The sequence below is a fragment of the Rhizobium sp. P1_C7 genome (genome assembly GCF_056406295.1).
The window spans coordinates 51,227-77,035 of record NZ_JBFUAL010000019.1; the positions used below are offsets into that span (position 1 = coordinate 51,227).

28 protein-coding genes and 1 pseudogene are annotated in these 25,809 nt (G+C 61.5%); 17 read left to right on the forward strand and 12 right to left on the reverse strand.

The features are described 5' to 3' along the window. Nucleotides 1-530: 530 nt before the first annotated feature. The 8 genes and pseudogenes from AC1D2R_RS24280 to AC1D2R_RS24315 form a co-directional block, all read left to right on the forward strand. Nucleotides 531-713 (forward strand): annotated as a pseudogene (locus AC1D2R_RS24280) (GNAT family N-acetyltransferase); the annotation flags it as partial. 191 nt (nt 714-904) lie between these two features. Continuing rightward, the gene (locus tag AC1D2R_RS24285; RefSeq protein WP_477971282.1) at nt 905-1,906 is read left to right on the forward strand and encodes an LLM class flavin-dependent oxidoreductase; all 1,002 of its coding nucleotides are present in this window, start codon (nt 905-907) and stop codon (nt 1,904-1,906) included. 195 nt (nt 1,907-2,101) lie between these two features. After that, on the forward strand, nt 2,102-2,488 hold the full coding sequence (locus AC1D2R_RS24290; protein WP_477971283.1) for a c-type cytochrome: 387 nt from the start codon (nt 2,102-2,104) through the stop codon (nt 2,486-2,488). A gap of 147 nt (nt 2,489-2,635) precedes the next feature. Further along, complete coding sequence (locus AC1D2R_RS24295) at nt 2,636-3,445, forward strand: cytochrome c oxidase subunit II (protein WP_477971284.1); 810 nt, start codon at nt 2,636-2,638, stop codon at nt 3,443-3,445. Between the two features lie 54 nt (nt 3,446-3,499). Further along, entirely contained in the window at nt 3,500-5,269 is a 1,770-nt protein-coding gene (gene ctaD / locus AC1D2R_RS24300) for a cytochrome c oxidase subunit I (RefSeq protein ID WP_477971285.1), read from the forward strand. Beyond that, the gene (locus tag AC1D2R_RS24305; protein ID WP_477971287.1) at nt 5,266-5,976 is read left to right on the forward strand and encodes a cytochrome c oxidase subunit 3; all 711 of its coding nucleotides are present in this window, start codon (nt 5,266-5,268) and stop codon (nt 5,974-5,976) included. Before ctaD ends, AC1D2R_RS24305 begins: the two co-directional genes overlap by 4 nt. Nucleotides 5,977-5,986: 10 nt before the next feature. Beyond that, complete coding sequence (locus AC1D2R_RS24310) at nt 5,987-6,712, forward strand: heme-copper oxidase subunit III family protein (protein ID WP_477971289.1); 726 nt, start codon at nt 5,987-5,989, stop codon at nt 6,710-6,712. 9 nt (nt 6,713-6,721) lie between these two features. After that, entirely contained in the window at nt 6,722-7,060 is a 339-nt protein-coding gene (locus tag AC1D2R_RS24315) for a cytochrome C oxidase subunit IV family protein (protein ID WP_477971291.1), read from the forward strand. A 9-nt stretch (nt 7,061-7,069) separates the two neighbouring features. Here AC1D2R_RS24315 and AC1D2R_RS24320 read toward each other — a convergent pair whose 3' ends face one another. The 5 genes from AC1D2R_RS24320 to AC1D2R_RS24340 form a co-directional block, all read right to left on the reverse strand. Next, nucleotides 7,070-7,675 carry an SH3 domain-containing protein gene (locus AC1D2R_RS24320; RefSeq protein ID WP_477971293.1) on the reverse strand — a complete coding sequence of 202 codons (606 nt, stop codon included), beginning with the start codon at nt 7,673-7,675 and terminating at the stop codon, nt 7,070-7,072. A 2-nt stretch (nt 7,676-7,677) separates the two neighbouring features. Continuing rightward, nucleotides 7,678-8,166 carry an invasion associated locus B family protein gene (locus tag AC1D2R_RS24325; RefSeq protein ID WP_477971295.1) on the reverse strand — a complete coding sequence of 163 codons (489 nt, stop codon included), beginning with the start codon at nt 8,164-8,166 and terminating at the stop codon, nt 7,678-7,680. Nucleotides 8,167-8,420: 254 nt separating this feature from the next. After that, the gene (locus tag AC1D2R_RS24330; RefSeq protein WP_477971297.1) at nt 8,421-9,047 is read right to left on the reverse strand and encodes an HAD hydrolase-like protein; all 627 of its coding nucleotides are present in this window, start codon (nt 9,045-9,047) and stop codon (nt 8,421-8,423) included. A 72-nt stretch (nt 9,048-9,119) separates the two neighbouring features. Continuing rightward, the gene (locus AC1D2R_RS24335) at nt 9,120-9,866 is read right to left on the reverse strand and encodes a YebC/PmpR family DNA-binding transcriptional regulator (RefSeq protein ID WP_477971298.1); all 747 of its coding nucleotides are present in this window, start codon (nt 9,864-9,866) and stop codon (nt 9,120-9,122) included. Nucleotides 9,867-9,980: 114 nt separating this feature from the next. Then, nucleotides 9,981-10,412: a hypothetical protein gene (locus tag AC1D2R_RS24340; RefSeq protein ID WP_477971300.1), complete on the reverse strand. Its 432-nt coding sequence runs from the start codon at nt 10,410-10,412 to the stop codon at nt 9,981-9,983. 101 nt (nt 10,413-10,513) lie between these two features. Between AC1D2R_RS24340 and AC1D2R_RS24345 the strand changes: the two genes are divergently transcribed. Continuing rightward, nucleotides 10,514-11,017 (forward strand): pyridoxamine 5'-phosphate oxidase family protein, encoded by a 504-nt coding sequence (locus AC1D2R_RS24345; protein ID WP_477971302.1) that lies wholly within the window; start codon nt 10,514-10,516, stop codon nt 11,015-11,017. Between the two features lie 97 nt (nt 11,018-11,114). Here AC1D2R_RS24345 and AC1D2R_RS24350 read toward each other — a convergent pair whose 3' ends face one another. From AC1D2R_RS24350 to AC1D2R_RS24380, 7 genes are all read right to left on the reverse strand, one after another. Then, entirely contained in the window at nt 11,115-11,951 is an 837-nt protein-coding gene (locus AC1D2R_RS24350) for an MBL fold metallo-hydrolase (RefSeq protein WP_477971304.1), read from the reverse strand. A 118-nt stretch (nt 11,952-12,069) separates the two neighbouring features. Continuing rightward, nucleotides 12,070-12,894, reverse strand: a complete 825-nt coding sequence (locus AC1D2R_RS24355) for a TIGR00282 family metallophosphoesterase (protein ID WP_477971306.1) — start codon at nt 12,892-12,894, stop codon at nt 12,070-12,072. A gap of 2 nt (nt 12,895-12,896) precedes the next feature. Next, nucleotides 12,897-13,484, reverse strand: coding sequence for a 5-formyltetrahydrofolate cyclo-ligase (locus AC1D2R_RS24360; RefSeq protein WP_477971308.1), 588 nt, complete (start codon nt 13,482-13,484; stop codon nt 12,897-12,899). Between the two features lie 89 nt (nt 13,485-13,573). Beyond that, on the reverse strand, nt 13,574-14,308 hold the full coding sequence (locus tag AC1D2R_RS24365; protein ID WP_477971310.1) for a hypothetical protein: 735 nt from the start codon (nt 14,306-14,308) through the stop codon (nt 13,574-13,576). A gap of 41 nt (nt 14,309-14,349) precedes the next feature. Next, a complete protein-coding gene (locus AC1D2R_RS24370; RefSeq protein WP_477971312.1) occupies nt 14,350-15,258 on the reverse strand; it encodes an NAD-dependent epimerase/dehydratase family protein in 909 nt (302 codons plus the stop codon). Next, nucleotides 15,255-16,073, reverse strand: a complete 819-nt coding sequence (locus AC1D2R_RS24375) for a glycosyltransferase (RefSeq protein ID WP_477971314.1) — start codon at nt 16,071-16,073, stop codon at nt 15,255-15,257. The genes AC1D2R_RS24370 and AC1D2R_RS24375 overlap by 4 nt, the downstream gene beginning before the upstream one ends. Nucleotides 16,074-16,551: 478 nt before the next feature. Beyond that, nucleotides 16,552-17,772: an NAD-dependent epimerase/dehydratase family protein gene (locus AC1D2R_RS24380; RefSeq protein ID WP_477971316.1), complete on the reverse strand. Its 1,221-nt coding sequence runs from the start codon at nt 17,770-17,772 to the stop codon at nt 16,552-16,554. Between the two features lie 118 nt (nt 17,773-17,890). Between AC1D2R_RS24380 and ybgC the strand changes: the two genes are divergently transcribed. The 8 genes from ybgC to tilS all read left to right on the forward strand — a co-directional run bounded on the left by ybgC (nt 17,891) and on the right by tilS (nt 25,789). Then, the gene (gene ybgC, locus AC1D2R_RS24385; protein ID WP_477971423.1) at nt 17,891-18,346 is read left to right on the forward strand and encodes a tol-pal system-associated acyl-CoA thioesterase; all 456 of its coding nucleotides are present in this window, start codon (nt 17,891-17,893) and stop codon (nt 18,344-18,346) included. A 416-nt stretch (nt 18,347-18,762) separates the two neighbouring features. Beyond that, the gene (gene tolQ, locus AC1D2R_RS24390) at nt 18,763-19,482 is read left to right on the forward strand and encodes a protein TolQ (protein ID WP_477971318.1); all 720 of its coding nucleotides are present in this window, start codon (nt 18,763-18,765) and stop codon (nt 19,480-19,482) included. 29 nt (nt 19,483-19,511) lie between these two features. Next, the gene (tolR, locus tag AC1D2R_RS24395; RefSeq protein WP_477971425.1) at nt 19,512-19,967 is read left to right on the forward strand and encodes a protein TolR; all 456 of its coding nucleotides are present in this window, start codon (nt 19,512-19,514) and stop codon (nt 19,965-19,967) included. A gap of 8 nt (nt 19,968-19,975) precedes the next feature. After that, entirely contained in the window at nt 19,976-21,112 is a 1,137-nt protein-coding gene (locus AC1D2R_RS24400; protein ID WP_477971320.1) for a hypothetical protein, read from the forward strand. Nucleotides 21,113-21,134: 22 nt separating this feature from the next. Then, complete coding sequence (tolB, locus tag AC1D2R_RS24405; protein WP_477971324.1) at nt 21,135-22,445, forward strand: Tol-Pal system beta propeller repeat protein TolB; 1,311 nt, start codon at nt 21,135-21,137, stop codon at nt 22,443-22,445. A 156-nt stretch (nt 22,446-22,601) separates the two neighbouring features. Continuing rightward, nucleotides 22,602-23,126 carry a peptidoglycan-associated lipoprotein Pal gene (pal, locus tag AC1D2R_RS24410; protein WP_477971326.1) on the forward strand — a complete coding sequence of 175 codons (525 nt, stop codon included), beginning with the start codon at nt 22,602-22,604 and terminating at the stop codon, nt 23,124-23,126. Between the two features lie 180 nt (nt 23,127-23,306). Next, on the forward strand, nt 23,307-24,314 hold the full coding sequence (gene ybgF, locus AC1D2R_RS24415) for a tol-pal system protein YbgF (protein WP_477971328.1): 1,008 nt from the start codon (nt 23,307-23,309) through the stop codon (nt 24,312-24,314). A gap of 11 nt (nt 24,315-24,325) precedes the next feature. Continuing rightward, the gene (gene tilS, locus AC1D2R_RS24420; protein ID WP_477971330.1) at nt 24,326-25,789 is read left to right on the forward strand and encodes a tRNA lysidine(34) synthetase TilS; all 1,464 of its coding nucleotides are present in this window, start codon (nt 24,326-24,328) and stop codon (nt 25,787-25,789) included. Nucleotides 25,790-25,809 lie beyond the last annotated feature (20 nt).

Consider the following 25,809-nt stretch of genomic DNA (forward strand, 5'->3'; position numbering starts at 1 on the left):
TCAACGGGTGTCTAGATCCGGAAATCCACTGATCGATCCGCTGTCGCACACAACAGGGAAGGCGCTCGGAGTAGCCGATGCCGGCTTAACAGACCGATCCGAACAGCGCACTGGAGGTTCTCCGGCGGGCTCCGCTCTTTCGGGGCCGGCCCGGGCGGTTCGAGAGTATACCAGATCGTTCAAAGAGACCGTGCTGCAACTCTGCCGCTTCTCGATCACACGTTCAGCGATTTCGACCGGGAATCGCGGAGGCCAGTGCCTCGGCCATCATCTCCAGCGACCCTCCCCAACTCACGCGTCAACTGCTGACGTTCGTACCGCGGGAGGAAACCCTGGTGTTCAAGCTCGGCAGCGATGAAGATCGACGGGTCGTCGCGGAAAAACTCGCGCTGGAAAGACGTGGCGCATTTCTATCCTGAACCTCATCGCGTACCGCCCCGCTCGAGGAGAGTGCGAAGATCGACGCGACCCGCGCGGACGCGCCATTTCATCTGTTCGCAGCGCAAGGTCATGGCGCGGAGTGGCTTGGCTTGCTGGTCGATGCCGGCCGAGCGTTCACGTCCGTCGTCGAGGATGCGGGCAAGGCTCGGTCTGCATGCTTTGCGTTTCAGGTGGATGGCGATGTCTGGGAAATCGGCGGCGTCTATACGTTGCCCGAAGCGCGAGGCCGGGGCTTAGCACATCGTGTCGTTCATACGGCCGTCACTGAACTGAAGCGTGCGGGCCGGGTTCACCAACCTGCGTTCCATCCGCCATGCAGAGGGTATGACGGCCAGCGGGCAAGGTGCGGCGTCTCCCGATCGCTCCGCCCCCGAGTGACCGTTTTTCTTCACCTGATGGTTTGGCATGGCCAATTCGGGCACCTACATAGACCTGTCCTTCCAATTACCGACAGGCCTTTGCCATGGTTCCCTTCTCGATTCTCGATCTTTCACCTGTTCCCGAAGGCGGCACTATTCGCCAGTCTCTCGAGAGTTCGGCGCGCATGGCGCAGAAAGCGGAGGAGTATGGTTACACGCGCTTCTGGCTGGCCGAGCATCACGGCATGCCCGGTATTGCCAGCGCCGCGACGGCTGTCGTCATCGGCCATGTCGGGGCGGCGACGACACGGATCCGGATCGGCTCGGGCGGGATCATGCTGCCCAATCATTCGCCTCTCGTCATTGCCGAGCAGTTCGGAACGCTGGAAGCGCTGTTTCCGGGACGTGTCGATCTCGGCCTCGGGCGCGCGCCGGGTACCGACATGCGGACCGCGCAAGCGCTCAGGCGCAATCTCGATGCCGGTGCACAGAGTTTTCCCAACGACGTCGTCGAGCTGCAGCAGTTGCTTGGTGCCCCTGTTGAAAACCAGGCGATCCTTGCGGTGCCGGGCATGAATTCCAACGTGCCGATCTGGCTGCTCGGTTCCAGCCTCTACAGCGCGCAGCTCGCGGCGATGCTCGGTCTTCCCTATGCGTTTGCCTCGCATTTCGCGCCCGATTCGCTGCTTGACGCGCTTGATATCTATCGCGACCGGTTCCAGCCATCCGCCGTTCTTGACAAGCCCTATGCCATGGTTGGCGTGATGGGTTCGCTAGCCGAGACCGACGAGGAGGCGCAGTATCACTTCACGTCTGCGCAGCAGCAATTCGTTAACCTGCGCCGCAATGTCCGTGGCCAGTTCCCGCGACCCGTCCACGATATGACGAGCTTCTGGTCGCCGATGGAAAAGCTGACGGTCGAGCACACGCTGCGCTATGCCGTCGTCGGTTCGCAAAACACGGCGGAGGCAAAGCTGTCCGAGTTCCTGCGCGACACCCGGGCCGACGAGGTCATCATCTCGATGCCGATCCACGATATCGAAGCGCGGCTGAAGTCTGTCGCGCTTTTTGCGGGTCTCGGCAATTTCATGCGCGCCGCCGCCTAGTTGTTGTCTTCGTGGCCACGGCGGATGCGACCGTGTGGCGCACAGCTGTTTGGACGAATTGACTTCGCGCCGCCGGGGCATAGCTTTACTTCACAGTGCATGTCATTTGCCCGCCGACGCGGGTGAGTGAACCGGACAACAGGTCGGGCCGGATTTCGGCACCGTCCGGTTGGCAACCTTTGGGAGGAGGATGCTATGCGTTGCCGTGCTCTTGCAGTCGTTATGCCGGTCATCTGTCTTTTCGCAGCCAATGCGCTCGCCCAGGAGGGCGATGCTGCGGCGGGCGAGAACGTCTTCAAGAAGTGCGCGGTCTGCCACATCGCCGATTCCGACAAGAACAAGGTGGGACCCTCACTCAACCATCTGTTCGGCCGGACGGCCGGAACGCATCCCAACTTTGCCTATTCTCCGGCGATGCAGGCGGCCGGCAAGGCTGGACTAGTCTGGGACGATGCGGCGCTGCGCGACTATCTTCACGACCCAAAGTTGAAGGTGAAGGGCACGAAAATGACATTCGTCGGCGTCAAGGATGATACCGACATCACCAATCTCATCACCTATCTCAAGCAGTTCTCCAATTAGAAGCAGTGCCATGCCGGCAATTCCTGTTCGGCGATGATGTTCGAAGCGCCGATTGCCGCCATCGTGTATTTATGAGATATTGCTAAAGTAAACGCGCGACGGTTGCGGATTGTGCCCGCGGCCGCCTGTGCGGCCCGGGAGGAGCCCATGGTCGTCGTGCTGGTGCTGGTTCTGATCGCTCTGGGATCGGTGGTCTTCCACCTCTTGAGCCCGTGGTGGTGGACGCCTATTGCGTCGAACTGGAGTTATATCGACAACACCATCATCATCACCTTCTGGATCACCGGCTTCGTTTTCGTTGCGGTGGTCTGCTTCGTGGCTTATTGCGTATTTCGCTTCCGCCACAAACCCGGCAACAAGGCGGCCTATCAGCCTGAGAACAAGAAGCTGGAATGGTGGCTTGCCGGCGGCACGGCGCTGGGTGTCGCGGCGATGCTGACGCCGGGGCTGGTGGTCTGGAAGCAGTTCGTCACCGTCCCCCCTGATGCCGGCGAAGTCGAAGTCATCGGCCAGCAGTGGCAGTGGAATTTCCGCCTGCCCGGAGCGGACGGAAAGCTCGGGCGGGCCGACAACAGTGCGGTGACTCCCGACAATCCGCTCGGGGTCATCGCCAGCGATCCGACGGGGCTCGACGATATCATCATCTCAGGTGGCGACCTGCATCTGCTGCAGGGCAAGTCGGTGCGCGTGCACCTGCGCTCGCTCGACGTGCTGCATGACTTTTACGTGCCGGAGTTCAGGGCGAAGATGGACATGATCCCCGGCTCGGTTACCTATTTCTGGTTTACGCCAACACGGGCCGGGACGTTTGAGGTTCTTTGCGCCGAACTCTGCGGCGTCGGACATTCGCAGATGCGCGGGTCCGTCGTCGTCGACGATGCAGAAGCCTACCAAGGCTGGCTGCAACAGCAGCAGACATTCCAGCAGCTGATGGCATCAGTGGTACCGGCCAGTTGACCGGCGTCGCGGGCGCGGAGGGTCCGTGATGGGAGGAGGAAAGAAGGGCATGCCATGGTCGATATTCCTGCCGGTGCCGGCGACATCGTCCCGCCCGCCGAAGTCGCGGATGTGGAGCTTTATCATCCCAAGAGCTGGTGGACGCGCTACGTCTTCAGCCAGGATGCCAAGATCATTGCGATACAGTATTCGCTGACCGCCTTCTCCATCGGGTTCGTGGCGCTCGTGCTCTCCTGGCTGATGCGCCTCCAGCTCGGCTTTCCCGGCTATTTCTCCTTCATCGATGCCGATCACTACTATCAGTTCATCACCATGCACGGGATGATCATGGTGATCTATCTCTTGACTGCACTCTTCCTCGGCGGCTTCGGCAACTACCTGATCCCCCTGATGCTCGGTGCCCGCGACATGGTGTTTCCCTATGCCAACATGCTGAGCTACTGGCTCTATCTGCTGGCCGTTCTGGTGCTGGTCGCCGGTTTCTTCGCGCCGGGCGGGCCGACGGGGGCCGGCTGGACGCTCTATCCGCCGCAGGCACTGCTTTCCGGCACGCCGGGCGGGCGTGACTGGGGCATTATCCTGATGCTGTCGTCGCTGATCATCTTCATCATCGGCTTCACTATGGGCGGGCTGAACTATGTCGTCACAGTTCTGCAGGGGCGCGCGCGCGGCATGACGCTGATGCGGATGCCACTCACCGTGTGGGGCATCTTCACCGCGACCGTCATGGCGCTGCTTGCCTTCCCGGCGCTTTTCGTCGCCGCCGTGATGATGCTGTTCGACCGGCTGCTCGGCACCAGCTTCTTCATGCCATCCATCGTCGAAATGGGCGAGCAGCTGAAGTCACAGGGCGGCAGCCCGATCCTCTTCCAGCACCTCTTCTGGTTCTTCGGGCACCCGGAGGTCTATATCGTGGCGCTGCCTGCCTTCGGTATCGTCTCCGATCTCATCAGCACGCATGCGCGCAAGAACATCTTCGGCTACCGGATGATGGTCTGGGCAATCGTCATCATCGGCGCACTGAGTTTCGTCGTTTGGGCGCACCATATGTATGTCAGCGGCATGAACCCGAACTTCGGCTTCTTCTTCGCCACGACAACGCTGATCATCGCTATCCCGACGGCGCTCAAGGTCTACAACTGGGTGCTGACGCTTTGGCGGGGCGACATCCACCTGACGCTGCCGATGCTCTTTGCTCTCGGCTTCATCGTCACCTTCGTCAATGGCGGGCTGACCGGCCTGTTCCTCGGCAATGTCGTGGTGGATGTGCCGCTGTCCGATACGATGTTCGTCGTCGCGCATTTCCATATGGTGATGGGTGTCGCGCCGATTATGGTCGTCTTCGGCGCGATCTATCACTGGTATCCAAAAATCACCGGACGCATGCTCGACGAGCTACTCGGGCGGGTCCATTTCTGGGTGACGTTCATCGGCGCCTACGCGATCTTTTTCCCAATGCACTATATCGGCCTGATCGGCGTTCCGCGCCGCTACTACGAACTCGGCGAAACGGTCTTCATTCCGCCCTCCGTGCACACGCTCAACATGTTCATCACGGTTGCCGCGCTGGTCGTCGGGGCCACCCAGCTGGTGTTCCTGTTCAATCTCGTCTGGAGCCTTTTCCGGGGCCGCGAGGCCGGCGGCAATCCGTGGCGAGCGACGACGCTGGAGTGGCAGACGCCGCAGACGCCGCCTGCCCACGGCAACTGGGGCAAGGAGCTGCCTGTGGTCTATCGCTGGGCCTATGATTACAGCGTGCCGGGCGCGGCAGAAGATTTCCTGCCGCAGAACCAGCCGGACGGATTGTCGAGGGCCGTGACATGAGCGCGATCCTGATCTTCATGGCCGGGATTGCGGCTGTCGTCGGCTGGTGGATGTCAGGGCAGCGGCTGATGTCGAAGCCGTGGCTCCAGGTCGGCAGGGTCGGCGACGTGATGGGGCGGCAGGGTTCGCCGTTGCCCGCCGCGAAGGTCGGCCTCGGTATCTTCCTGGCCGTCCTCGGCGCCCTTTTCTCGCTGCTGGTCAGCGCCTACCTCGTGCGCATGGCAAGCACCGATTGGTGGTCGCCGCCGGTGCCGCCGCTGCTGTGGGTCAATACGGCGATGCTGATTGCCAGCTGCGCGGCGATGCAATGGGCAACCGTCGAAGCGCGCCGCGGCGGCGACGAGGCGATGCGGATCGCGCTCGACGCAGCGCTTGCCACGGCGGGGCTGTTCCTCATCGGGCAGGTGTTTGCATGGCACCAACTGGCTGCCGCAGGCTATGTACTCGCCGACAACCCGGCCAACAGCTTCTTCTACCTGCTGACCGGCCTGCACGGCCTGCACATACTGGGCGGCCTGGCGGTGCTTGGGCGGACCCGCGTCAGGGCATTTCCGGCTCGTCGCACATCCCAGGCTGCGCGGCGTCTGAGTGCCGAGCTTTGCGCCACCTACTGGCACTTCATGCTGGTCGTCTGGCTGGTGCTTCTTGCGCTCTTCACCGGCTGGGCCAACGACCTTGTCGATCTCTGCCGCCAACTGGTTAGCTAGGAGCTGGACGATGGCTGAACTCACCCGGACCGGAGCTGACCACACCCGCCCTTTGCCTCAGGCCGGCCTTCGCGGCGTGGCGGCTGATTTCGCATCGGATCAGCGCACGTTCAAGGATGTCTCCTGGGGGAAGGCCATGATGTGGATCTTTCTCCTCAGCGATACCTTCATATTCGGCTGTTTCCTGCTTGCCTACATGACCGCCCGCATGTCGACGCCCGTTCCCTGGCCCAATCCGAGCGAGGTCTTCGCGCTGACTATCGGCGGTCAGGACGTTCCGCTGATCCTCATCGCGATCATGACCTTCATCCTGATCAGCAGCAGTGGAACGATGGCGATGGCGGTCAATTTCGGCTATCGCCAGGAGCGCACCAAGACGGCAGCGCTGATGCTTCTGACCGCCGCCCTCGGCGCCTCGTTCGTCGGCATGCAGGCCTTCGAATGGACGAAGCTGATCACCGAAGGCGTGCGGCCCTGGGAGAATCCCTGGGGTGCCGCGCAATTCGGCTCATCCTTCTTCATGATCACCGGCTTTCACGGAACCCATGTGACCTTCGGTGTGATCTTCCTGCTGATCACGGCGCGAAAGGTGCTGCGCGGCGATTTCGAGACCGGCAGGCGGGGGTTCTTCACGAGCCGCAAGGGCAACTACGAGATCGTTGAGATCATGGGCCTCTACTGGCACTTCGTCGATCTCGTCTGGGTCTTCATCTTCGCATTCTTCTATCTCTGGTGAGGTCCCATCATGGCACAGGCGCAAACCCACTCCCACTCCGGCCAGCAGCATCCGATCAGGCTCTACCTCGTCGTCTGGGGGCTGCTGTTCGTGCTCAGCACCTTCTCCTACCTCGTCGACTACCTCGGCATCCAGGGTTTTCCACGATGGACGCTGATTATCGTCTTCATGCTCATGAAGGCGGGACTGATCGTTGCCATCTTCATGCACATGGCCTGGGAGCGGCTGGCGCTGGTCTATGCGATCCTTCTGCCACCGATTCTGGTGCTGGTGTTCGTGGCGATGATGGCGTCGGAGGCGCATTACACGATCTTCACCCGGATGGCGTTTCTGGGCGGGGCACAATGACTGCCCTGGCTACATGATCTTTTCGTTGGGATAGACGCCCCAGAGCGCCGACTGCCTGACGAACCCCTCCAGCCGATGACCGGGCACATCGACGCTGCACCACGTGCCGTCGCAAGAGAAGATGGCGAGCCGAACGCGCGACGTCACCTTGGCAAGGATTGCCGCGGTTGCTGCCGGTGCGACCCGGACCGGAACGGGGGATGCGATCCATGGGCCGACCAGTGCCGTGCGATCGCTGGACAGCAGGGCGCGATGCATCCACCCGGAGACGCCGTCGCAATCCCTGATCTGGCGCCAGTCGTATTCGGCGGTGATCTCCACCGGCAGGCCGCCAACCTGGTAGACCCACTGGGTTCCGTAATCGAGTGACGGGCCGACGCGCATGCGGGCCTCTCTCGATTTCAGCGAGACGAAACGAGGTACCGGGAGCCCTGTTTCGCGACCCCTGGCGCGGCTGGTCTCCAAAGGTGCTTGCGGCTGCAGCGGGTTGGCGGCGATCGGCGGGCAGGCGAGCGCGAGAGCAAGGCAGGAAAGGGCGATCGTCCGCATCCAGCCGCGTACAGGCATGCGTATGGCGCGAAGCGTCCGGTTTGGGGCATGAGCGATGGTGTGCATGCTCAGTTGCACGTGCTCATGCGCCTCAGCGCGGCGGTCACGCCGTTCAGCGAATAAGTGTAGGTCGTTGCCGTTCCACGCAGCGAATGGGCGTGAACCGTCATGTCGTTTCCCGAGCGCAGGGCGCTGATGACTTCGGATTCGCGCGCTTCCTCGGTCACCCAGGCGGATTTGCCCCTGGTGAACATGGAAAAGGTTTTGTCGCCGATCTCGACCTTGACCAGCCATCCCGGCTTCAGTTCGTAGCCCATGATCGCCTGCGGCTCGTGCCCCGAACCCGGGGCGCCGCCGATCACGAAGAAGTTGCGGCCATGGTCGACGCTTGCCGGCTCCATGGATTTCGGCACTGTCAGCACATAGCACATCGTCTGCCCGCCCTTGCTGTAGGAATAGACACCCCAGTCCCCGAACTGCTTGACCATGGCAGGCTGCGCCTTGGCCGACAGCGCGCCGAGCAGTGTCAACGAGAGTACGAGAGCTATTCTTTTCATGGTATTTTCCCGCCAAGAGTGAGAGAGGCTGGCCTTGAGACTGGCCGGCTGGAACGAATGCGGCGCATTCAAGTCGGGCAGGGTTACCGAGACCTTAACGACGGGTGGCGGGTAACGAACGTGTTACCTGATAGGGGCGGGATGTGAAAACGGAGGCGGCCGATCCACAGGCGCAAAAAGGCCGGCCTCGTTTCCGGGCCGGCTTTTTGAAAGTCTGGCGGAAGGATGAGGCCGAAATCTTGGCCCTTCGGATATCAGCCCTGGAGGAGCGTGCGCCTGATGTCGCCGACGGTGGCGAACATGATGTCCGGTGACTGGCTCACAAGATAATCGGGTGTCGCATAGCCCCAGGCGACTGCGCCCGCCACGATCCCTGTGGCACGGGACGCTTCGATGTCGCGGCCCTCGTCGCCGATGGCGATGGCATCTGCGACGCTCAGGCCGGCGCGCCTGAGCACGCGCCGGAAGCGCGCCGATTTTCCGAAGATGGAGGTCCCGCATTCAAAGTAGTCGATTTCGATGTCGCTGCCGAGTACCCTGCGGATCGTGGCCTCGGCATTCGAGCTGACGATCGCAATTCTCACGCCGGCGGCCCGCAGATCGGCAAGCAGTTCGCCTATGCCGGGAAACAGTTTCATGTCGTGGGCGCTAGCCGCTGCCCTCTGCCGCATATCGCGCGCGATCGCCGGCATTTTCCACCAGGGAACGCGGAGATAGCGGATGATCTCCCGGTTGCCCTTGCCACGCAGCATCGCCATTTCCTCGCGGGAAAGCTGGCGAAAACCGAAACGGGCGGCCGATTCGTTCAGCGCGGACGTGAACCAGCCGGCGGTATCGGCAAGCGTTCCGTCGAAATCGAAGAGAGCAAGCTTGTAGCGCATGCGGGTTCGTCCGCCAAAAAGAAGGCCTGCTTCTTTCGAAGGCAGGCCGGGAGCTCTAAACGGGCAGAAGGATCAGGCCGAAAGCTTGGCCAGAACTTCTTCCGAGACTTCGAAGTTCGAGTAGACGTTCTGGACGTCGTCATCGTCTTCGAGGCTGTCGATGAGCTTCAGCAGCGATTGTGCCCTTTCCTCGTCGACCGGCACGTTGTTTTGGGCGCGCCAGACAGACTTGACGGTTTCCGCCTCACCGAGCGTCGTTTCGAGAGCCTTGGCGACTTCACCGAGGGATTCGAAGGCGCAGGTGATGTAGTGGCCTTCGTCATCGGTCTCGACGTCGTCGGCGCCGGCTTCGATCGCGGCGTCCATCATCTTGTCGCCATCGCCAGCCGACAGCTTGTAGGTGATCTCACCGACGTGGTCGAAGGAGAAGGACACCGAACCGGTTTCGCCAAGAGCGCCCCCGGCCTTGGTGAAGATCGAGCGGACGTTGGAGGCCGTGCGGTTGCGGTTGTCGGTCAGCGCCTCGACGATGATCGCGGTGCCGCCCGGGCCGTAGCCTTCGTAGCGGACTTCATCGTAGTTCTCCCCATCGTTGCCTGCGGCCTTCTTGATGGCGCGGTCGATGTTGTCCTTCGGCATCGACTGGGCCTTGGCGTTCTGGATCGCCAGGCGCAGCCGCGCGTTCATCGAAGGATCAGGCAGACCAGCTTTGGCGGCAACTGTGATTTCGCGCGCGAGCTTGGAGAACATTTTCGACCGCACGGAATCCTGGCGACCCTTGCGGTGCATGATGTTTTTAAACTGTGAATGGCCAGCCATGGCACCCCTGTTCACGTCTTATTGTTGTCGGAATGGGCCGCCTTATAAGAGCGAAACGGGGCGCATTCAAGGGAAAAGCGGTGCGTGCGGGGACCGGTAGATGACGCCAGCGTGTCAGTTCACGGAGTATTTCTTGCGGCTGGCGAAGAAGCCATGACCATCGTCACGAGTGCAGGTGAGGCCGCTTCGCTCCGAGCTGCAGCTGAACGGCCCGGCTCGCCAGCGGTCGCCGTATTGCAGAACGTTGGCGTCGCTGCAGCAGGCACTATCGCCTTCCATCTTGAAGACGAACGGCTCTCCTGCGGCTGAAAGGATAAGGCGGACGTAAAGAGGTTCGATGCGATCGCAGCCGAGCTCCGGTCCGCCGTCGTCGGGCGTGTACATTGCGGTGCCGCCTTTGGGTATATAGGTGCAGCCGATGTTCTTCGAGGGGGTGACGAAGACGATCTGGCGGTTTTCGTCGGGCTTGAAGGTTCGATCGGCCGTCAGAGCTGAGGATGCGGATGCCAAACAGATGGCCATAGCCAGGAATGTTGCGTTCTTCATCAAATCCTCCGTTGGCAACGTGCGATCAAACGTAGCATCGGGGAACAAAGCCGAGAAGCCAGCGTTTGAAATCACGGACCCTCGAAAAGGAAGGAAGTGCTATGGCCAGTTTCAACGAGGCGCGGGAACACCCGGCACGGCAGCTCTGGGATCAGGTCAACGATATCCATGCTGGAATGCTCGGCGTGGATGGGGTTGATAGGCACATGCAGCCGATGGCGCCGCATGCAGACCCGAAGACCAACACGATCTGGTTCTATGCGAAGTCCGACGCCGACATCGTGCGGGCGATCAAGCCCGGCACGCGGGCGCATTTTTGCGTCGTCGGCAAGGAGCACGACTATCATGCGTGCCTCGCAGGCCATATAGAGGCCCGCGCCGACCCATCGAAGATCGAGGAATATTGGAACTCGGTCGTGGCTGCGTGGTACGAGGACGGCAAGAAGGATCCCAACCTGACGATGCTCGCCATGCATGTCGACGATGCGGAGATCTGGGTCTCCACCGGCAGCAAGCTGAAATTCGGCTGGGAGATCGCCAAGGCCAATCTCGATGACGAGAAGATGCCGGATGTCGGCGTGAGGCAGCATCTGCATTTTGCTTGAGTGCAGATCGCCGATCAAAGAAACTGCCCAGGTGCTTTCGCTCTCGGGCTTTCCATTGCGGTAGGGGCGGCCGAGCCGCAGGCTGATGTCCCTTGGTTTACTGCATGCCCTTGGCGATGTAGATCAATGGCTTCTTCGGTAAAGTGCGCATCGATACGGCGATGGTGTTGGTCGGTGCGTAGGCGATATCGAAATCGGGGCCGAACATCGATAGAAAGCTCTGCAACGGCCTTGGCTGATGCATCGGCAGGATCAGCGACGATCTAAGACGCTTGATGATGCGGCTCATGCTGTCTGCTCCCATCGTCAGCCCGCCGTCGACAGGAACCATCACCACATCCAGCCTGCCGATTTCGGTGTAGTGCGCCTCGGTCAACTCATAGTGCAGGTGGCCGAGATGCCCGATGCAGAGGCCCGCGACCTCGAAAATGAAGATCGAGTTTCCGTCCCTTTGTGGTGCGCCGTAGCCGCCGCGGATATCTGTCGTGACGTTGCGGATATAGGTGTCGCCGACCATCATGTCGATCCTGGCCTTTTCGCCAGGCACGTCGCTCCAGCCGTGCAGGACGTATTGGATGGCCGGATCGGGTGTTGGCGTATGGTGCGAGGAGTGCGCGCGGTTCATCGTCGCCACCATCGGGGGGCGAGGGGGCATGTACCAGCCTGAGAAGTCCGTTGCGATCGAAACTCCGCCGGGTGTTTCAATGAAGAACGTCGAATGGCCGATATAGGTCAGCGTTACGGTTTCCTCGGTGGCACCGGCCGAAATCAATGGCGGCGGGCCGGAGAAGCTCACGAAGGTTGCCTTTGGAATTGATTGGGCGACCGCCTGACACTGGCTGACGTTGCCGCGCTCCGCCTGCGCAACGGCAGCTTCCGCCGCGACAAGGACCAGCAGGCAAGCAATTGCGAAGACAAGAAAACGCGGCCTCATTGCCACTTCCTCCGGCGCTTTCACGGTGCGAGGGAGGATGCGGCAAGGGGTCGCAACGGTCCAGATCAAAAGCCGGCACCGTTGCTCACTTTTGCGTCATGGCAGGGGGATGCCCGACCTAGCGCCAGAATTCCGGAATGGTTTCCGCCAGCCGCGGGCCAAGGCGCAACGGCGCGATCTTTTCGGCAAGGCCGGTCGTGTCGGAGATCTCGACGCCGACGCCGCAGATGGTGGCAGGGCCGGTCGCTGCCTCCATCCGGCCTTTTGGCATCTTCGAGATGAAGCGATTCAGCGGCTCTTCCTTGTCCATGCCCAGGGACGAATCGTAGTCGCCGCACATGCCTGCATCGGAGAGATAGGCGGTGCCGCCGTTGAGGATCTGGTGGTCGGCGGTGGGCACGTGCGTGTGCGTGCCGACGACGAAACTGGCGCGGCCGTCGACGAAGTGGCCGAAGCACTGCTTCTCGCTGGTGGCTTCCGCGTGGAAGTCGAAGACGATCGCGTCAGCCTGTTCCTTGAGCGGGCAGGCGGCAAGGATGGTTTCGGCCGACTTGAATGGGTCGTCGAGCTCCGGATGCATGAAGACGCGGCCCATGATGTTGGCGACGAGGATGCGCGCGCCGTTGCGGGCATAGAACAGGCCCGAACCGCGGCCGGGCGTTCCCTGCGGATAATTGGCCGGACGCAGGAACTGGTCGTGGCGACCGGCAAAGCCAACGGCTTCCTTCTGGTCCCAGACGTGATTGCCCGTCGTCACCACGTCGGCGCCGGCATTAATCGTCTCGAGGAAGATATCCTCGGTAATGCCGAAGCCGCCGGCGGCGTTTTCGCCGTTGACGATCACGAAGTCGAGTTTCAGGTCCGATACCAGACCGGGGAGGCGATCCCAGACTGCCGTTCGTCCGGTCTTGCCGACCATATCACCCAGAAAAAGCAGTCTCATTGCTATCCAATCCAAGAGGCAAAAAGGCGAAGGCCGCTTTCTGTCAGGATGGCATCCAGGCTTACGTCATGCGGCTCAGCGGGCACATGTGCCACTTCCTGGCAGTCGAATGCAATGCCGATCAGTTTGGGATGCATGCCTTTTTGCTTCAATCGGTCGATCGCGCGGTCGTAGTGGCCCGCTCCGTAGCCGATACGATGGCCGCGCGGATCGAAGGCGGAGAGGGGGACAAGCAGGATCTCGGGATCGAGAACAGGTGCATCCGGGCCCGGACCCGACGTGCCGAAGCCGGTGCTGACCAGCGGTGCGCCGCGTACCAGCTCGCGAAAAACGATCGTCTGCCGGTCGAGGATGGCCGGCACGCAAAGGCGTGCGCCGCGAGCCTGGAACCTGGCCATCAGCGGGCGGGTGTCGGCTTCGGAACGGATGGGTAGAAAGCCGGAAACGATCGTGCCGGGGTCAAAGGCGACGGCTTCGCCCGCATGCTCGGCCATCGCCAGGCTCATCTCGATACGCGTGTCGGCCGGGATGGCATCGCGAAGCGCCAGCCGCTCGGCACGCATTTCAGCTTTCAGTTCTTTCGGGGTCATGGAATCTACCGCGCTGGTTTTGGCAGAACCATAGAGCGGCCGCAGGTCATTGCAACCTGAATGCGACCTCTGGGTGTCCGTCCTGCCGGTCAGATGATGACGCTGGTCGGTATCTGCGCTGCGCCGACCTGCGCTTTTTGTGCCCTGCCATCGGCGTTGGAGCCCGGACTGCCGATCCTTGCACGCAGTTCGCGCATGGCGCTGTCCAAGAGCTGCCGGACCTCCTGCAGGATCGACTTGAACTCTTCCATGGTCTTTCGGTCCTCGGCGGAGATTCCCCAAGACGCCTGCTTCCCGTCCTCGACGACGCTCCAGTAGGCATCTCGTGCCGCTGTCGCATCGTCCGGTTCATCCGCCTCGGACGCATCAGTGCCAGCCTGCGCATCCTCGGCAGATGCGGATCCCGCTTCAGCGCTTGCTGCCGCAGTTGCTTCCGAGGCAGTGCCTGCTCCCGCATCCGCGACGGACGCAGTGGCCGATGACGCGGCGCTGGTCGTGCTGGCGGCGACGGCTGCGGCAAACTCAGAGGCGGCTGCGCTGATCTTGTGGGCGAGTTCGGCGGCAAGGCGCGCGACCACCTCGGGCGGGAACCCGCCACTCTTCAGCATTTCCAGCTGTTTGTTGGCTTCTTCCAGCTTCCGCGCCGCCCGTTCTTTGGCGGCGTTCGCAGATGTGGTCATGTTCTGGCGCAGGGTTTCGAGCGCTTTTGCGGAGGTCTGCAATATCTTCAGGCGTGTGCTGCCTGCGCTGTCTGCGGAGGGGAGGTGGTCGGCTGAATACGTGCTGCGCAGAATATTGAGCGCCGAAGCGGATCCGACTTGCATACTATCCCCCAGGATTAGACGATCAGGGACCGTCTACAACCCTAGGCTTGCGTGGGCCTGTGAGGCAATCCGCCGGTGGCGAGGGCATGGATTGTCTCGTTGAACAGCGGCATGCCACCCGGCGTCCAACCGAGCGTCCGGATTTTCGCCGTGTCCATCTTCGTCAACGCGGATTTATCGGCAGCGAGAGGCAGCCGGTTGGCGCAATCGCGCTCCCAGCGGACGGGTTCGAGGATGTCCCATGTATCCAGCGTTACATCGGAGACGTTGAAATTCTCGCCCGAGATACGGGCGCTTTCGGCTTCCAGCATCACGCGCACCGCCTGGCCGACATCGCTTCCGTGGACTTCGGTTCCGGCGCGGGACGGCAGAGGCCGGCCGGCCATATAGTCGTCGATGAGCTTGTCCCATTTGTTAGGACTGAGGTGGCCGTAGACCCCGGTCAGCCGCAGGCTTGCGGTCGCAAAGCCGGGGGCGGCGAGGTGCGCCAGGCTGCGTTCGGCATCCAGCTTGACCTGTCCGTAAAGGGTTGCCGGTTTCTCCTGCGTGTGCTCCGTCAGCACGGTTCCCGGCGGATAATCGCCATAGACCGCTCGGCTGGAAATGAAGACGCAGCGACGGGTGCCTGCGCGCTTCGCGGCCTCGAAGAGCCTGACGGTACCGTCGAGGTTGAAGCGCTTGAACGTTTCCGGATCGTCGCCTTCGCCGCCGCGATATTTCCCGGGCATGTGATGAAAGGCGGCATGCACAAAGAAATAGGCGTCATCGAAGGCCTCGATGGAATCGCGCGCTGGATCGAGCGACAAGGGTGCGAACTCGACGGGGCGGGAAAAGGCACGCGGAAGCGGTGCGTGGCGGCCGCCGATAATGACGGAGTATCCCGCAGCCAGCAGCTCCTCGACGATGTAACGGCCGACAAACCCAGTGCCGCCGGATACCAGTACCTTCATGCTGCCTCTTCCGGATTGGCCATTGCCGAGATGTCCGGCAGATCATCGCCGGCGTAGTACGCGTGCCACAGGTCGATCAACGGCCGCAACATGGCGGCCTTCGGATGATCCGATTCCCATGGTTTTTCATATTGGTAGTGCAAGACCGAAATGCTCTTCCAGTCCCAAAGAGCCGGCATGGTGAACCATACGTATTGCAGCATATTGAAATAGACAGGCAGGCCGTGCCAATCCGGGAAAAACGCCTGCAGAAATGTCTGGTCGGTCCGTTTCCAGAAACTGTCCGGCTGATCGAGGCGCGCCAGCATGTGCCGGAACGTGTCGGCGGATGGACGCGCGACGAAAACGCCGGAGTTCATGCGGTGAAAGTCGGCAAGGGTCTCGTAGACATTCGGGGCTGCGGAAAACTCAGGGTACTGGAAGAGCCTGTCGATGTTCCTGAGGACAATTGCGTCGGCGTCGACGAAGACGCAGCGTTCGTATTCCCTCAGTTCCCAGAGTCTCAGCTTGCAGAAATTGTCGAGCGGCGAATGGAAATCAGGCTTGCGGCCCCTGGTGAACAGGGCGGCGGAATGAAGCTTAGCGCGGGCGTGGCGCTCGTTGAAGGCGCCGGACAAGGGCAGGTGCTCGACCTCGATCAGGCGACAGTCCAGCTGCTGCAGCGGGTGGAGTGCGGACTGCCTGACGCCGCCGGTGTGAAGAACGACGATATCGGCCGTGGCCTGCGTGAAGCGCAGCGAGCGCGCGAGCGCCGTTGCGCCCATCGCGTAGTCCGCGTTGGTGACGAGGGTGACGTAGGCGAAGGGGGAGGTCATGGAGTGTCGACCTCGGCCCTGCCAGTGCCCCTCGCTGTCCGTTCAGGGTGTTTGTCGCCTTGGCTCCCGATCGCCTCGCCTACGCCCTGCCTCTCCCCGCCGGGGAGAAGAGGCAGGTGGCGGCGGTCCTGCCAAAACTGTGGTGGCAGACGTTGGAGAGAGCTCGAGACCTCGCCACGGGTCTCTTCTCCCCAGCGGGGAGAAGGTGCCGGCAGGCGGATGAGAGGGGCTACGGCGCGGCAGATGCGAGTTTTGCCCCTCGCTCGCCGCTCAGGACGCCTACGAGGGGTGCAAATGTTCCCCGAGACGCCCTCATTCCTGTGCTCGTCACAGGTGTCCAGTGCGCCCAAGTCCGTGAGCGTGGGAGAGTTCGGAAGCCGACACACGTTAGCCATGGCGCAGGCGCGCCGTGGCTGGATTCCTGTGACAAGCACGGGAATGAGGGCGGATCTTTTCAATAGGACACTCGCCGCCACCATCACGACACCGACCTCAGCCGCTTGCCTTCCGGATCGTGATTGATTGTCGCAGCAATATCCCGGGTCCACGCGGAAACGGCGGGAATGCGGGCGCGATCGACGCGGTAGGCGAACTCCTTCGCGACATCGACGATCTCGCTCATCAATCCGGACCTCAGCGTGATCGGGTCGAGGCCGAGTCTGCGGAACTTGTCGTTCTTGACGATCAGCTCGTTTTCCGGCGCTTCCTTGCGCGGGTTGGGCAACCATGCGATCTCAGAGCCGCTGATCCTCGCTATGATCTCGGCAAGATCGCGGACGCGATGGGTCTCGGTCATCTGGTTGAAGATCTCGACGCGAGCGCCCCGGGCGGGCGGATTGTCCAAGGCAAGCTCGATGCAGCGGACCGAATCCTGGATGTGGATGAAGGCGCGGGTCTGGCCCCCGGTACCATGAACGGTCAAGGGATAGCCGATCGCCGCCTGGATGAGGAAACGGTTGAGCACCGTTCCGTAGTCGCCGTCATAGTCGAAGCGATTGATCAGTTGCACGTGCCGGTGCGTCTGCTTCGTATGCGTGCCCCAGACGATGCCCTGGTGCAGGTCGGTGATGCGCAGCGCATCGTTCCTGGCGTAGAAATGGAAGAGCAGCTGATCCAGGCACTTGGTCATGTGGTAGATCGAGCCCGGGTTGGAGGGATAGAGGATCTCTTGGGTGACGGTCTCGCCGTCCGCGGTTTGGATGCCCACCGGCAGGTACCCCTCCGGGATCGCCGCGCCGATCGTCGAATATCCATAGACCCCCATTGTGCCGAGATGGACGAGGTGAGCGTCAAGCTGCAGCTCGACGAGGGCGTTCAGGAGATTGTGCGTAGCGTTGACATTGTTGTTGACGGTGTAGTTCTTGTGCCGGTCGCTTTTCATCGAGTAGGGGGCGGCGCGCTGTTCTGCGAAATGGATGATCGCATCGGGCCTGTTGTCGGCGAGCCACGTCTTCAGACGCTCGTAATCCGTGGCAAGATCGATGAGATTGAAGTGGATGCGCCGGCCGGTTTCGGCGTGCCAGATGCGGGTTCGCTCCTGGATCGAGTCCATCGGCGTCAACGATTGAACGCCGAGTTCGGTGTCGATCCAGCGCCTTGAGAGGTTGTCGAGAATGTGGATGTCATGGCCGGCGTCGGAGAGATGCAATGATGTCGGCCAGCCGATAAAACCATCCCCGCCCATCACCGCAATCTTCATCGGATCATCTCCTCAACGGTAAGCTGTTGGGAAATTACTTAGGAACGATGACGATTGTTCAATGCTTGCACGGCGGAAACTCTTGGGCCAAAGAAGGCGCATGACTTTGGAGAAAATCATGGCGGACAACGGCTTTTCGATTTCGGGCGAACTCACGGAGGCGGGCCATCGGCTGCTGCAGCGGGTCTACTACGAAGATACCGATTTCTCCGGTCTGGTCTATCACGCCCGCTATCTGCATTTCCTGGAGCGCGGCCGCACCGACTATCTGCGCTGCCTCGGCGTCGAGCAGCGCGAGCTGATCACGGCCGACGAGGAGGGGCTTGTCTTCGTCGTCCACCGCATGGAGATCGACTTCAAGGCGCCGGCGCGGATGGATGACATTCTGACCGTGCTGACACACACAGAAAAAGCCGGTGGTGCCAAGATGGTGCTCAGCCAGGAGATCCGCCGCGACGACACGCTTCTGATCGCCGCCAAGGTCGTCATCGCCGTCATCAACGCCCACGCCCGGCCGAGGCGGCTGCCGGAGGCTTTGGCGGAGAAGTTTCTTGAAGGCAGCAAGCCGCTCTGAATGGCAGCGTCGGGCGGATTGCACGAACCTACGCCAAAACGTTGCAGAGGGTGGCTTATTTCATCCTTGCAAAAACATGACTTTCATGTGAAGGAATTGCTGCGCTGCAAGATGAGCGCTGTTTTGGTCATCGACCTTAGATCTGACCAAGTAATCCAAGGATTATTCTTTCCGCAGATAGATCAGCTGTCACTGTCCGACGCTAACGAACTGTTAACCATAATGGTGTCTTACTAGGATTGTCAGAGTTTGTGCGGTGCACGCCTTCGTTTGACCAAATTTGACGGCAAGGAAAGCGGATAAGAGCTTGGAAGCTTGACCAGGGCTTTGGGCGGCGGCCGCCAGACACTTCTTGCGAGATCACTTTGTGCCGCCCGGTCAAGTGCCGGGCGTTTGGATTCGGGGATTTTGGATCAATGGAACAAGTAGGATTGGCAGCAGCAGCGACGGACGTGAGCCTGTGGTCGCTGTTCATGCAGGCAGGTCTCGTCGTCAAACTGGTCATGCTCGGGCTCATCGCAGCCTCCGTCTGGACCTGGGCGATCGTCATCGACAAATATCTGGCCTATGGCCGCGTACGGCGCCAGTTCGACAAGTTCGAGCAGGTGTTCTGGTCGGGTCAGTCGCTGGAAGAACTCTACCGCTCGCTCTCGGAGCGCAACAACACGGGCCTTGCCTCGATCTTCGTCGCCGCCATGCGCGAGTGGAAGAAGTCCTTCGAGCGCGGTGCACGGTCGCCGATCGGCCTGCAGATGCGTATCGACCGCGCGATGGACGTGACGCTTGCCCGAGAATCTGAATTCCTCTCCGCCCGCCTGGGTTCGCTTGCTACGATCGGTTCTGCCGGTCCGTTCATCGGCCTCTTCGGGACGGTCGTCGGTATCATGACCTCGTTCCAGGCGATCGCCGGTTCGAAGTCCACCAACCTTGCGGTTGTCGCTCCCGGTATCGCTGAAGCGCTTCTTGCCACCGCGATCGGCCTCGTCGCCGCTATCCCGGCAGTTATCGCCTACAACAAGTTCTCCGCTGACGCGGGCAAGCTCTCGGGTCGCATGGAAGGTTTCGCGGATGAATTCTCCGCCATCCTTTCGCGACAGATTGACGAGAAGTTGCAGCCGCGTCAGGCCGCACAGTAACCGACGGAAACGGAGTAAACGATATGGGTATGGGTGCTCCAAGCGGTGGCGGAGGTGGCGGTGGTAATCGTCGTCGTCGTCGTGGCGGCCATAGAGGCGGTGCCATTTCCGAAATCAACGTGACGCCGCTCGTCGACGTCATGCTTGTTCTGCTCATCATCTTCATGGTCGCGGCGCCAATGATGACCGTTGGCGTTCCGATCGACCTGCCGGAAACGCAGGCCAAGGCGCTGAACTCCGAAACGCAGCCGATCACGATCTCCGTCAAGAACGACGGAACGGCATTCCTTCAGGAAACCCCGATCCCGGTCGAGGAAATTGCCGCCAAGCTCGAGGCGATCGCGACAACCGGTTACAATGAACGCATCTTTGTTCGCGGCGACGCAACGGCGCCTTATGGCGTGATTGCCGATGTCATGGCCCGCATCCAGGGTGCAGGCTTCAAGAACATCGGCCTCGTGACGCAGCAGAAGAAGGACCAATAGCGAACGCTATGAAGGCCAGTATCGTCACATCTGCTGCTCTGCACTGTGCACTGCTTGCCTGGGCGCTGATCTCGATCGGCTCCCCGGAGCAGTTCAAAGTCGAGGATTTCGAGGCGATGCCCGTCGATCTCGTGCCTGTCGAAGACATGACGCAGATGCAGCAGGGCGACAAGACGGCCAAGCCGAGCGAAAAGCCCGCGCCGAAGCCGACGGCCAAGCCCACCAATGTCGAAAACGCCGAGAACATGGGCGAGAACAAGGTCGACCTGAAGACGCCGCCGATCCCCAACGCCAAGCCGAACAACAACGAAAGTGCCGCGGCCCCGAAGGCCTCCGAAAAGCCGCTGCCCCAGAATGATCCTGTGCCGAACGAGGTAAAGGACATCATGAAAGAGGAGACGGACGTCGAGCCGCAGCAGGTTGCGTCCATCACCCCGCCGAAGCCCGAGATCACACCGCCTACCCCGACGCCACCCAAGGCTGAGGAAAAGCCGCAGGAGCAGGCCGAACCGCCGAAGCCGGATGCCGAGGCATTGCCGGACAAGGTGCCGACCCCCGTCGTCAAGCCGCAGGTGAAGCCGCCGGAACAGAAGCCGGCCGAAAAGCCGCCTGAGAAGAAGACGGAAGACAAGGCCCCGACGGACGAGAAGCCGACGGACAAGAAGAAGGCGGACAAGAAGCAGGAGAAGGCGAAGGCTTCCTCCTCGAAGCCGAGTGACTTCAACGCTGACGATATTTCGGCACTGCTCAACAAGCAGGACCCGTCGAACGGCGGCGCCAAGAGCTCGACCGAAGTTGCTTCGCTCGGCGCCAAGAAGGCCACCGGCGGTTCCAAGCTCTCGATGAGCGAGATGGATGCGCTGCGCAGCGCGATTGCCGGTAACTGGTCTGTTATTCCAGGAATGGAAGGTGCTGGCGACGTTCGCATCAAGGTCCATATGAAGCTTGATCCGGATGGCAACATCATCGGCTCGCCCGAGGTCGAAGCGATCGGTGGCACCAACGAGGCAACGCGCATGGCCTTGGCCAGTGGTGCCAAGCGCGCCGTCATGAAGTCGTCGCCGTTCACAAATCTTCCGAAAGACAAATATGACGCCTGGGGCGAAGTCATCGTCAATTTCGATCCCAGCGATCTAGCCCTTTAAAATGCTGAAAGGCTTGTCCTCTATGACCAAGTGTTCTCTTATCCGCGCCTTGATGGTCGCCGTCGGCATGATAACCACTGCGGTTATCGCCACGCCCGCGAACGCGCTTGTCGAAATCAATATCAACAAGGGCAACGTCGAGCCGCTCCCGATCGCGATCACCGATTTCCTGCAGGGCGACATGGGCGCGCAGGTTTCGCAGGTGATTGCCGCAGACCTTCAGCGCTCCGGCCTTTTCGCACCGATCAACAAGAACGCCTTCATCGAGAAGATTTCCAATCCCGATGCCGCGCCGCGCTTCGAGGACTGGAAGGTCATCAATGCGCAGGCGCTCGTCACCGGTCGCGTGACGCAGGAAAGCGATGGCCGCCTTCGTGCCGAGTTCCGTCTCTGGGACACGTTTGCCGGCAGCCAGATGACTGGCCAGCAGTTTTACAYGCAGCCGGAAAACTGGCGCCGTGTGGCCCACATCATCGCCGATGCGATCTACAAGCAGATCACCGGTGAAGAAGGCTATTTCGACACGCGTGTCGTCTTCGTCTCGGAGTCAGGCACCAAGCAGGATCGCAAGCGCCAGCTCGCCATCATGGACCAGGACGGGTTCAACGTTCGCATGCTGACCAACGGCAGCGATCTCGTCCTGACACCGCGCTTCTCGCCGAACCGGCAGGAAGTCACATACATGTCGTTTGCCAATCAGCAGCCGCGCGTCTACCTGCTGCAGCTGGAAACCGGACAGCGCGAAGTGGTCGGCAACTTCCCCGGCATGACGTTTTCGCCGCGCTTTTCGCCTGACGGCCAGAAGGTGGTGATGAGCCTTCAGCAGGAAGGCAACGCCAACATCTACACGATGGACCTGCGTTCGCGCACGACGACCCGCCTGACCTCGACGGCGGCAATCGACACCTCGCCGTCCTATTCTCCTGACGGCGGCCGGATCGTCTTCGAAAGCGACCGCGGCGGCCACCAGCAGATCTACGTCATGAATGCCGATGGCTCCGGCCAGACGCGTATCTCCTTCGGCGACGGCAACTATTCGACGCCGGTCTGGTCGCCGCGCGGCGATCTCATCGCCTTCACCAAGCAGTCGGGCGGCAAGTTCTCGATCGGCGTGATGAAGCCGGACGGTTCGGGCGAGCGTATCCTGACGACGGGCTTCCACAACGAAGGCCCCACCTGGGCGCCGAACGGCCGCGTGATCATGTTCTTCCGCCAGGCGGCAGGAGCGGGTGGTCCGCAGCTCTACTCGATCGATCTGACTGGCTACAACGAGCAGCTGATCAAGACTCCGAACTACGCGTCGGACCCGGCGTGGTCGCCGCTCCTGGAGTAGCAAAGACTGTGGACGTGCCTTGTTGTCGCCTCAAAAATCCTCGATTGGGGCCGCAGAGGGACAAATGAACCATTCGTTAACCATAATTCTTGAGCGCCGATTAACCGAGTACGGTTACAGTCCGGCAACCTTAATCAAGTCGCAAGGAGACCGGCCATGAGCCGAATTCACACCCCGGCAATGAGCCGCATGCAGAATTTCGCCCGTAACCCCGTCATGATCGCGCTCGTTGCCGGTCTTGCTCTGGCAAGCTGCGCCAAGAAGCCGGTCAACAGCGCCGGCGATCTCGGCCTCGGCGCCGGCGCCGCAACGCCGGGCTCGGCGCAGGACTTCACGGTCAACGTCGGCGACCGCATCTTCTTCGACACCGACTCGACGTCGATCCGTGCGGACGCTTCCCAGACGCTCGATCGTCAGGCTCAGTGGCTCGCCCGTTATCCGAAGTATGCGATCACGGTCGAAGGCCATGCCGACGAACGCGGCACCCGCGAATACAACCTCGCTCTCGGCGCCCGCCGTGCCGCCGCCACCAAGGGCTACCTTGCTTCGCGCGGCGTGCCGGCTCAGCGCATGAAGACGATCTCCTACGGCAAGGAGCGTCCGGTCGCCGTCTGCGACGACATTTCGTGCTGGTCGCAGAACCGCCGCGCCGTCACCGTACTCGGCGGCGCCGGCATGTAACTGCCGGCTCGGCACAGAATTGCCGACGTTTGTTACAATTTGGAAAGGCGGCTCCTTGGCGGGCCGCCTTTTCTTTTTGAACACACTTTGGCCAGACTCCGTTGCTTTTTGAAAGCAATTGGAAAAATCTCCTGTTCGTGCCATCGAGGCGCGAAGAATCACTGGGACAGGACGAACCATATGAAGAAACTTGTCGTTGCGGGCATGCTGTGCCTCGCGGCATTGGCCGGGACAGAGCAGTCGGCGAATGCGACGTCGCTATTGGGCTGGCACATTGGCGATAGGGCCGGTGGGCCGCAGCAGAACGCGCCCGTTGTCAACGTGCAGGCGGCAGGGGGTGCGGAAGTGCGCATCCAGCAGCTCGAGGAGCAGCTTCGCCAGTTGAACGGCCGCATCGAGGAGATGAGCTTCCAGCTCCTGCAGATGCAGGAGACAATCCGCAAGGCGCAGGAGGATAACGAATTCCGCTTCCAAGAACTGGAAAAAGGCGGCGGCGGCACCAGTGCCGGCGGCAGCAGCAAGCCGATGAAGAAGAGCGAGGCCGATGTGCCTCCTCCCGGCCAGACGGCCCAGGGCGGCGACGATGTCGCCCGCACGATCCAGGCGACACGGGGAGCCGAAACGGCTCCCTCGACCGATGTTCCTGCCAACGATGGCCTCGGCCAGCCGCCGAAGCAGCTCGGTTCAATCGACTTCGACCAGAGCGGCAAGCCTGTCGGCGGCTCCCTAAACCAGGGCGCGGAGATCGGGTCGGGGCCGTTGCCCAGCGTCGATGGGAGCCGATCCTCGCAAACGGCTTCGCTCGGCAGCGAAGCGGATCAGTACAAGGCTGCCTATGGCCACGTGCTCTCCGGCGATTATTCCACCGCCGAGCAGGAGTTCACACAGTACATTGCTCAGTACCCTGGCAGTGCGCGAGCAGCCGACGCAAATTTCTGGCTCGGAGAAGCGCTCTACTCGCAGGGCAAGTACAACGATGCTGCCAAGACCTTTCTCGACGCGCACAAGAAGTATGGCAGCTCGGAAAAGGCACCTGAAATGCTGCTGAAGCTCGGCATGTCGCTCGCTGCGCTCGACAACACCGAAACGGCCTGCGCCACGCTGAGGGAAGTGTCGAAGCGCTATCCGAAGGCATCGCGCGCCGTCATAACCAAGGTCGCGAGCGAACAGAAGCGTCTCGCCTGCTAAGGCCTTCCGGTTTGCGTCCGGACGGCACCATTTCTCCTGAAACGGCCGCGCGCCGGTTCCTCGATTCGCTTGACCAGCCTTCGCGCATTCTCGTCGCGATTTCGGGCGGCAGCGATTCCACCGGCCTTCTCGTGGCGCTCTCAGATGCGCTGAGGACCGATCCCCTTTCAAAAATCTCCCTCTGTGCTGCCACCGTCGATCATGCGTTGCGACCCGAATCGGCAGATGAAGCGCGCCAGGTCGCCGCTCTCTGCCAGACCCTTGGCATTCCCCAGGTGACAAAAGTCTGGCGTGGAGCCAAGCCAAAGGCCGGCATCATGGCGGCTGCGCGCGATGCTCGATACGCATTGCTCGCCGAGGCTGCCGCCGAGCTTGCCGCCGACATCATCGTGACCGCGCATACCTCTGACGACCAGCGCGAGACGCTTGTCATGCGCAGCACGCGCTCGGATCATGAAACTACCGGCATTGCGGATCTGGTTCTCTTCGATCGGCGTTGCTGGATCGCCCGGCCGTTTCTTGCGTGCCTGCGCCAGGATATTCGCGACGGCCTGCGCTCCAGAGAGATCTCCTGGCTCGACGACCCGAGCAATGACGATCCGAAATATGAGCGTGTGCGCACGCGCTTGCTCTTGAAGAACCAAGCCGCGGGCCCAATGGGGGCGGCCGCGGCCGACAGGCGGCTGCAATTGGCCGACGAAGCCGGCCGCTGGCTGGCCGAGCATTTCGTCCTCCACCCGTTTGCACTCGGGCAGGTATTGCCTGCAGCGTTCGGCAGCGGAGCGGTTCGCGACTATGCACTTGCTCGACTTGCCGCGGCCCTCGGCGGTCAGCCCTTCGCTCCCGGGCGCGAGCAGATGCAGGCAGTGCTCGCCTTCATCGAGCGGGGTGAACGAGGGCGAATGACGGCTGGCAGGGTGGTGTTCGATCTGCGTCGCAACGGGCTGTTTCTTGTCCGCGAGAGCCGCGGCATGCGGGCGCTCGTTGTGGCTGCGGGCGAGCGCGGTGTCTGGGATGGCCGGTATGCGGTGGAGAATCGCTCCGATATGGATGTGATGGTGTCTGCTCCGAATGAGGTGCCACCCACATACTCCCTCATTCCTGTCCCCGTTACAGGAAACCAGTGCGCCCAAGTCTTTGGGCGCGTGAAATTACCTCACGGTGCGGACGCACCGTTGCTGCATTCCCGTGACGAACGCAGAAACGAGGGGGGAGATGGAGGCTACGGAGGAGAGAGAGGTCTCAATCTCCCGAAAAGCGCCCTGCGGCGCGCGTTTGCAGCCCAGCCGCACATCTCGGCATCGGCGATTTCCGCCGATCTACCAAATCAAATCCACATCGAGCCCTATTTTGCGCTCTTCGACCGTTTTTTGACACGATTCGACTTCATCTTTGCCGAGAGCCTCGCGGCTACCTTTGGAGCACGCCCCTATCCAAAACCGCCTTTAGGTCTTATTGACGGAAAAACCATCTAACGGACCGGTTTGCCTTGGCA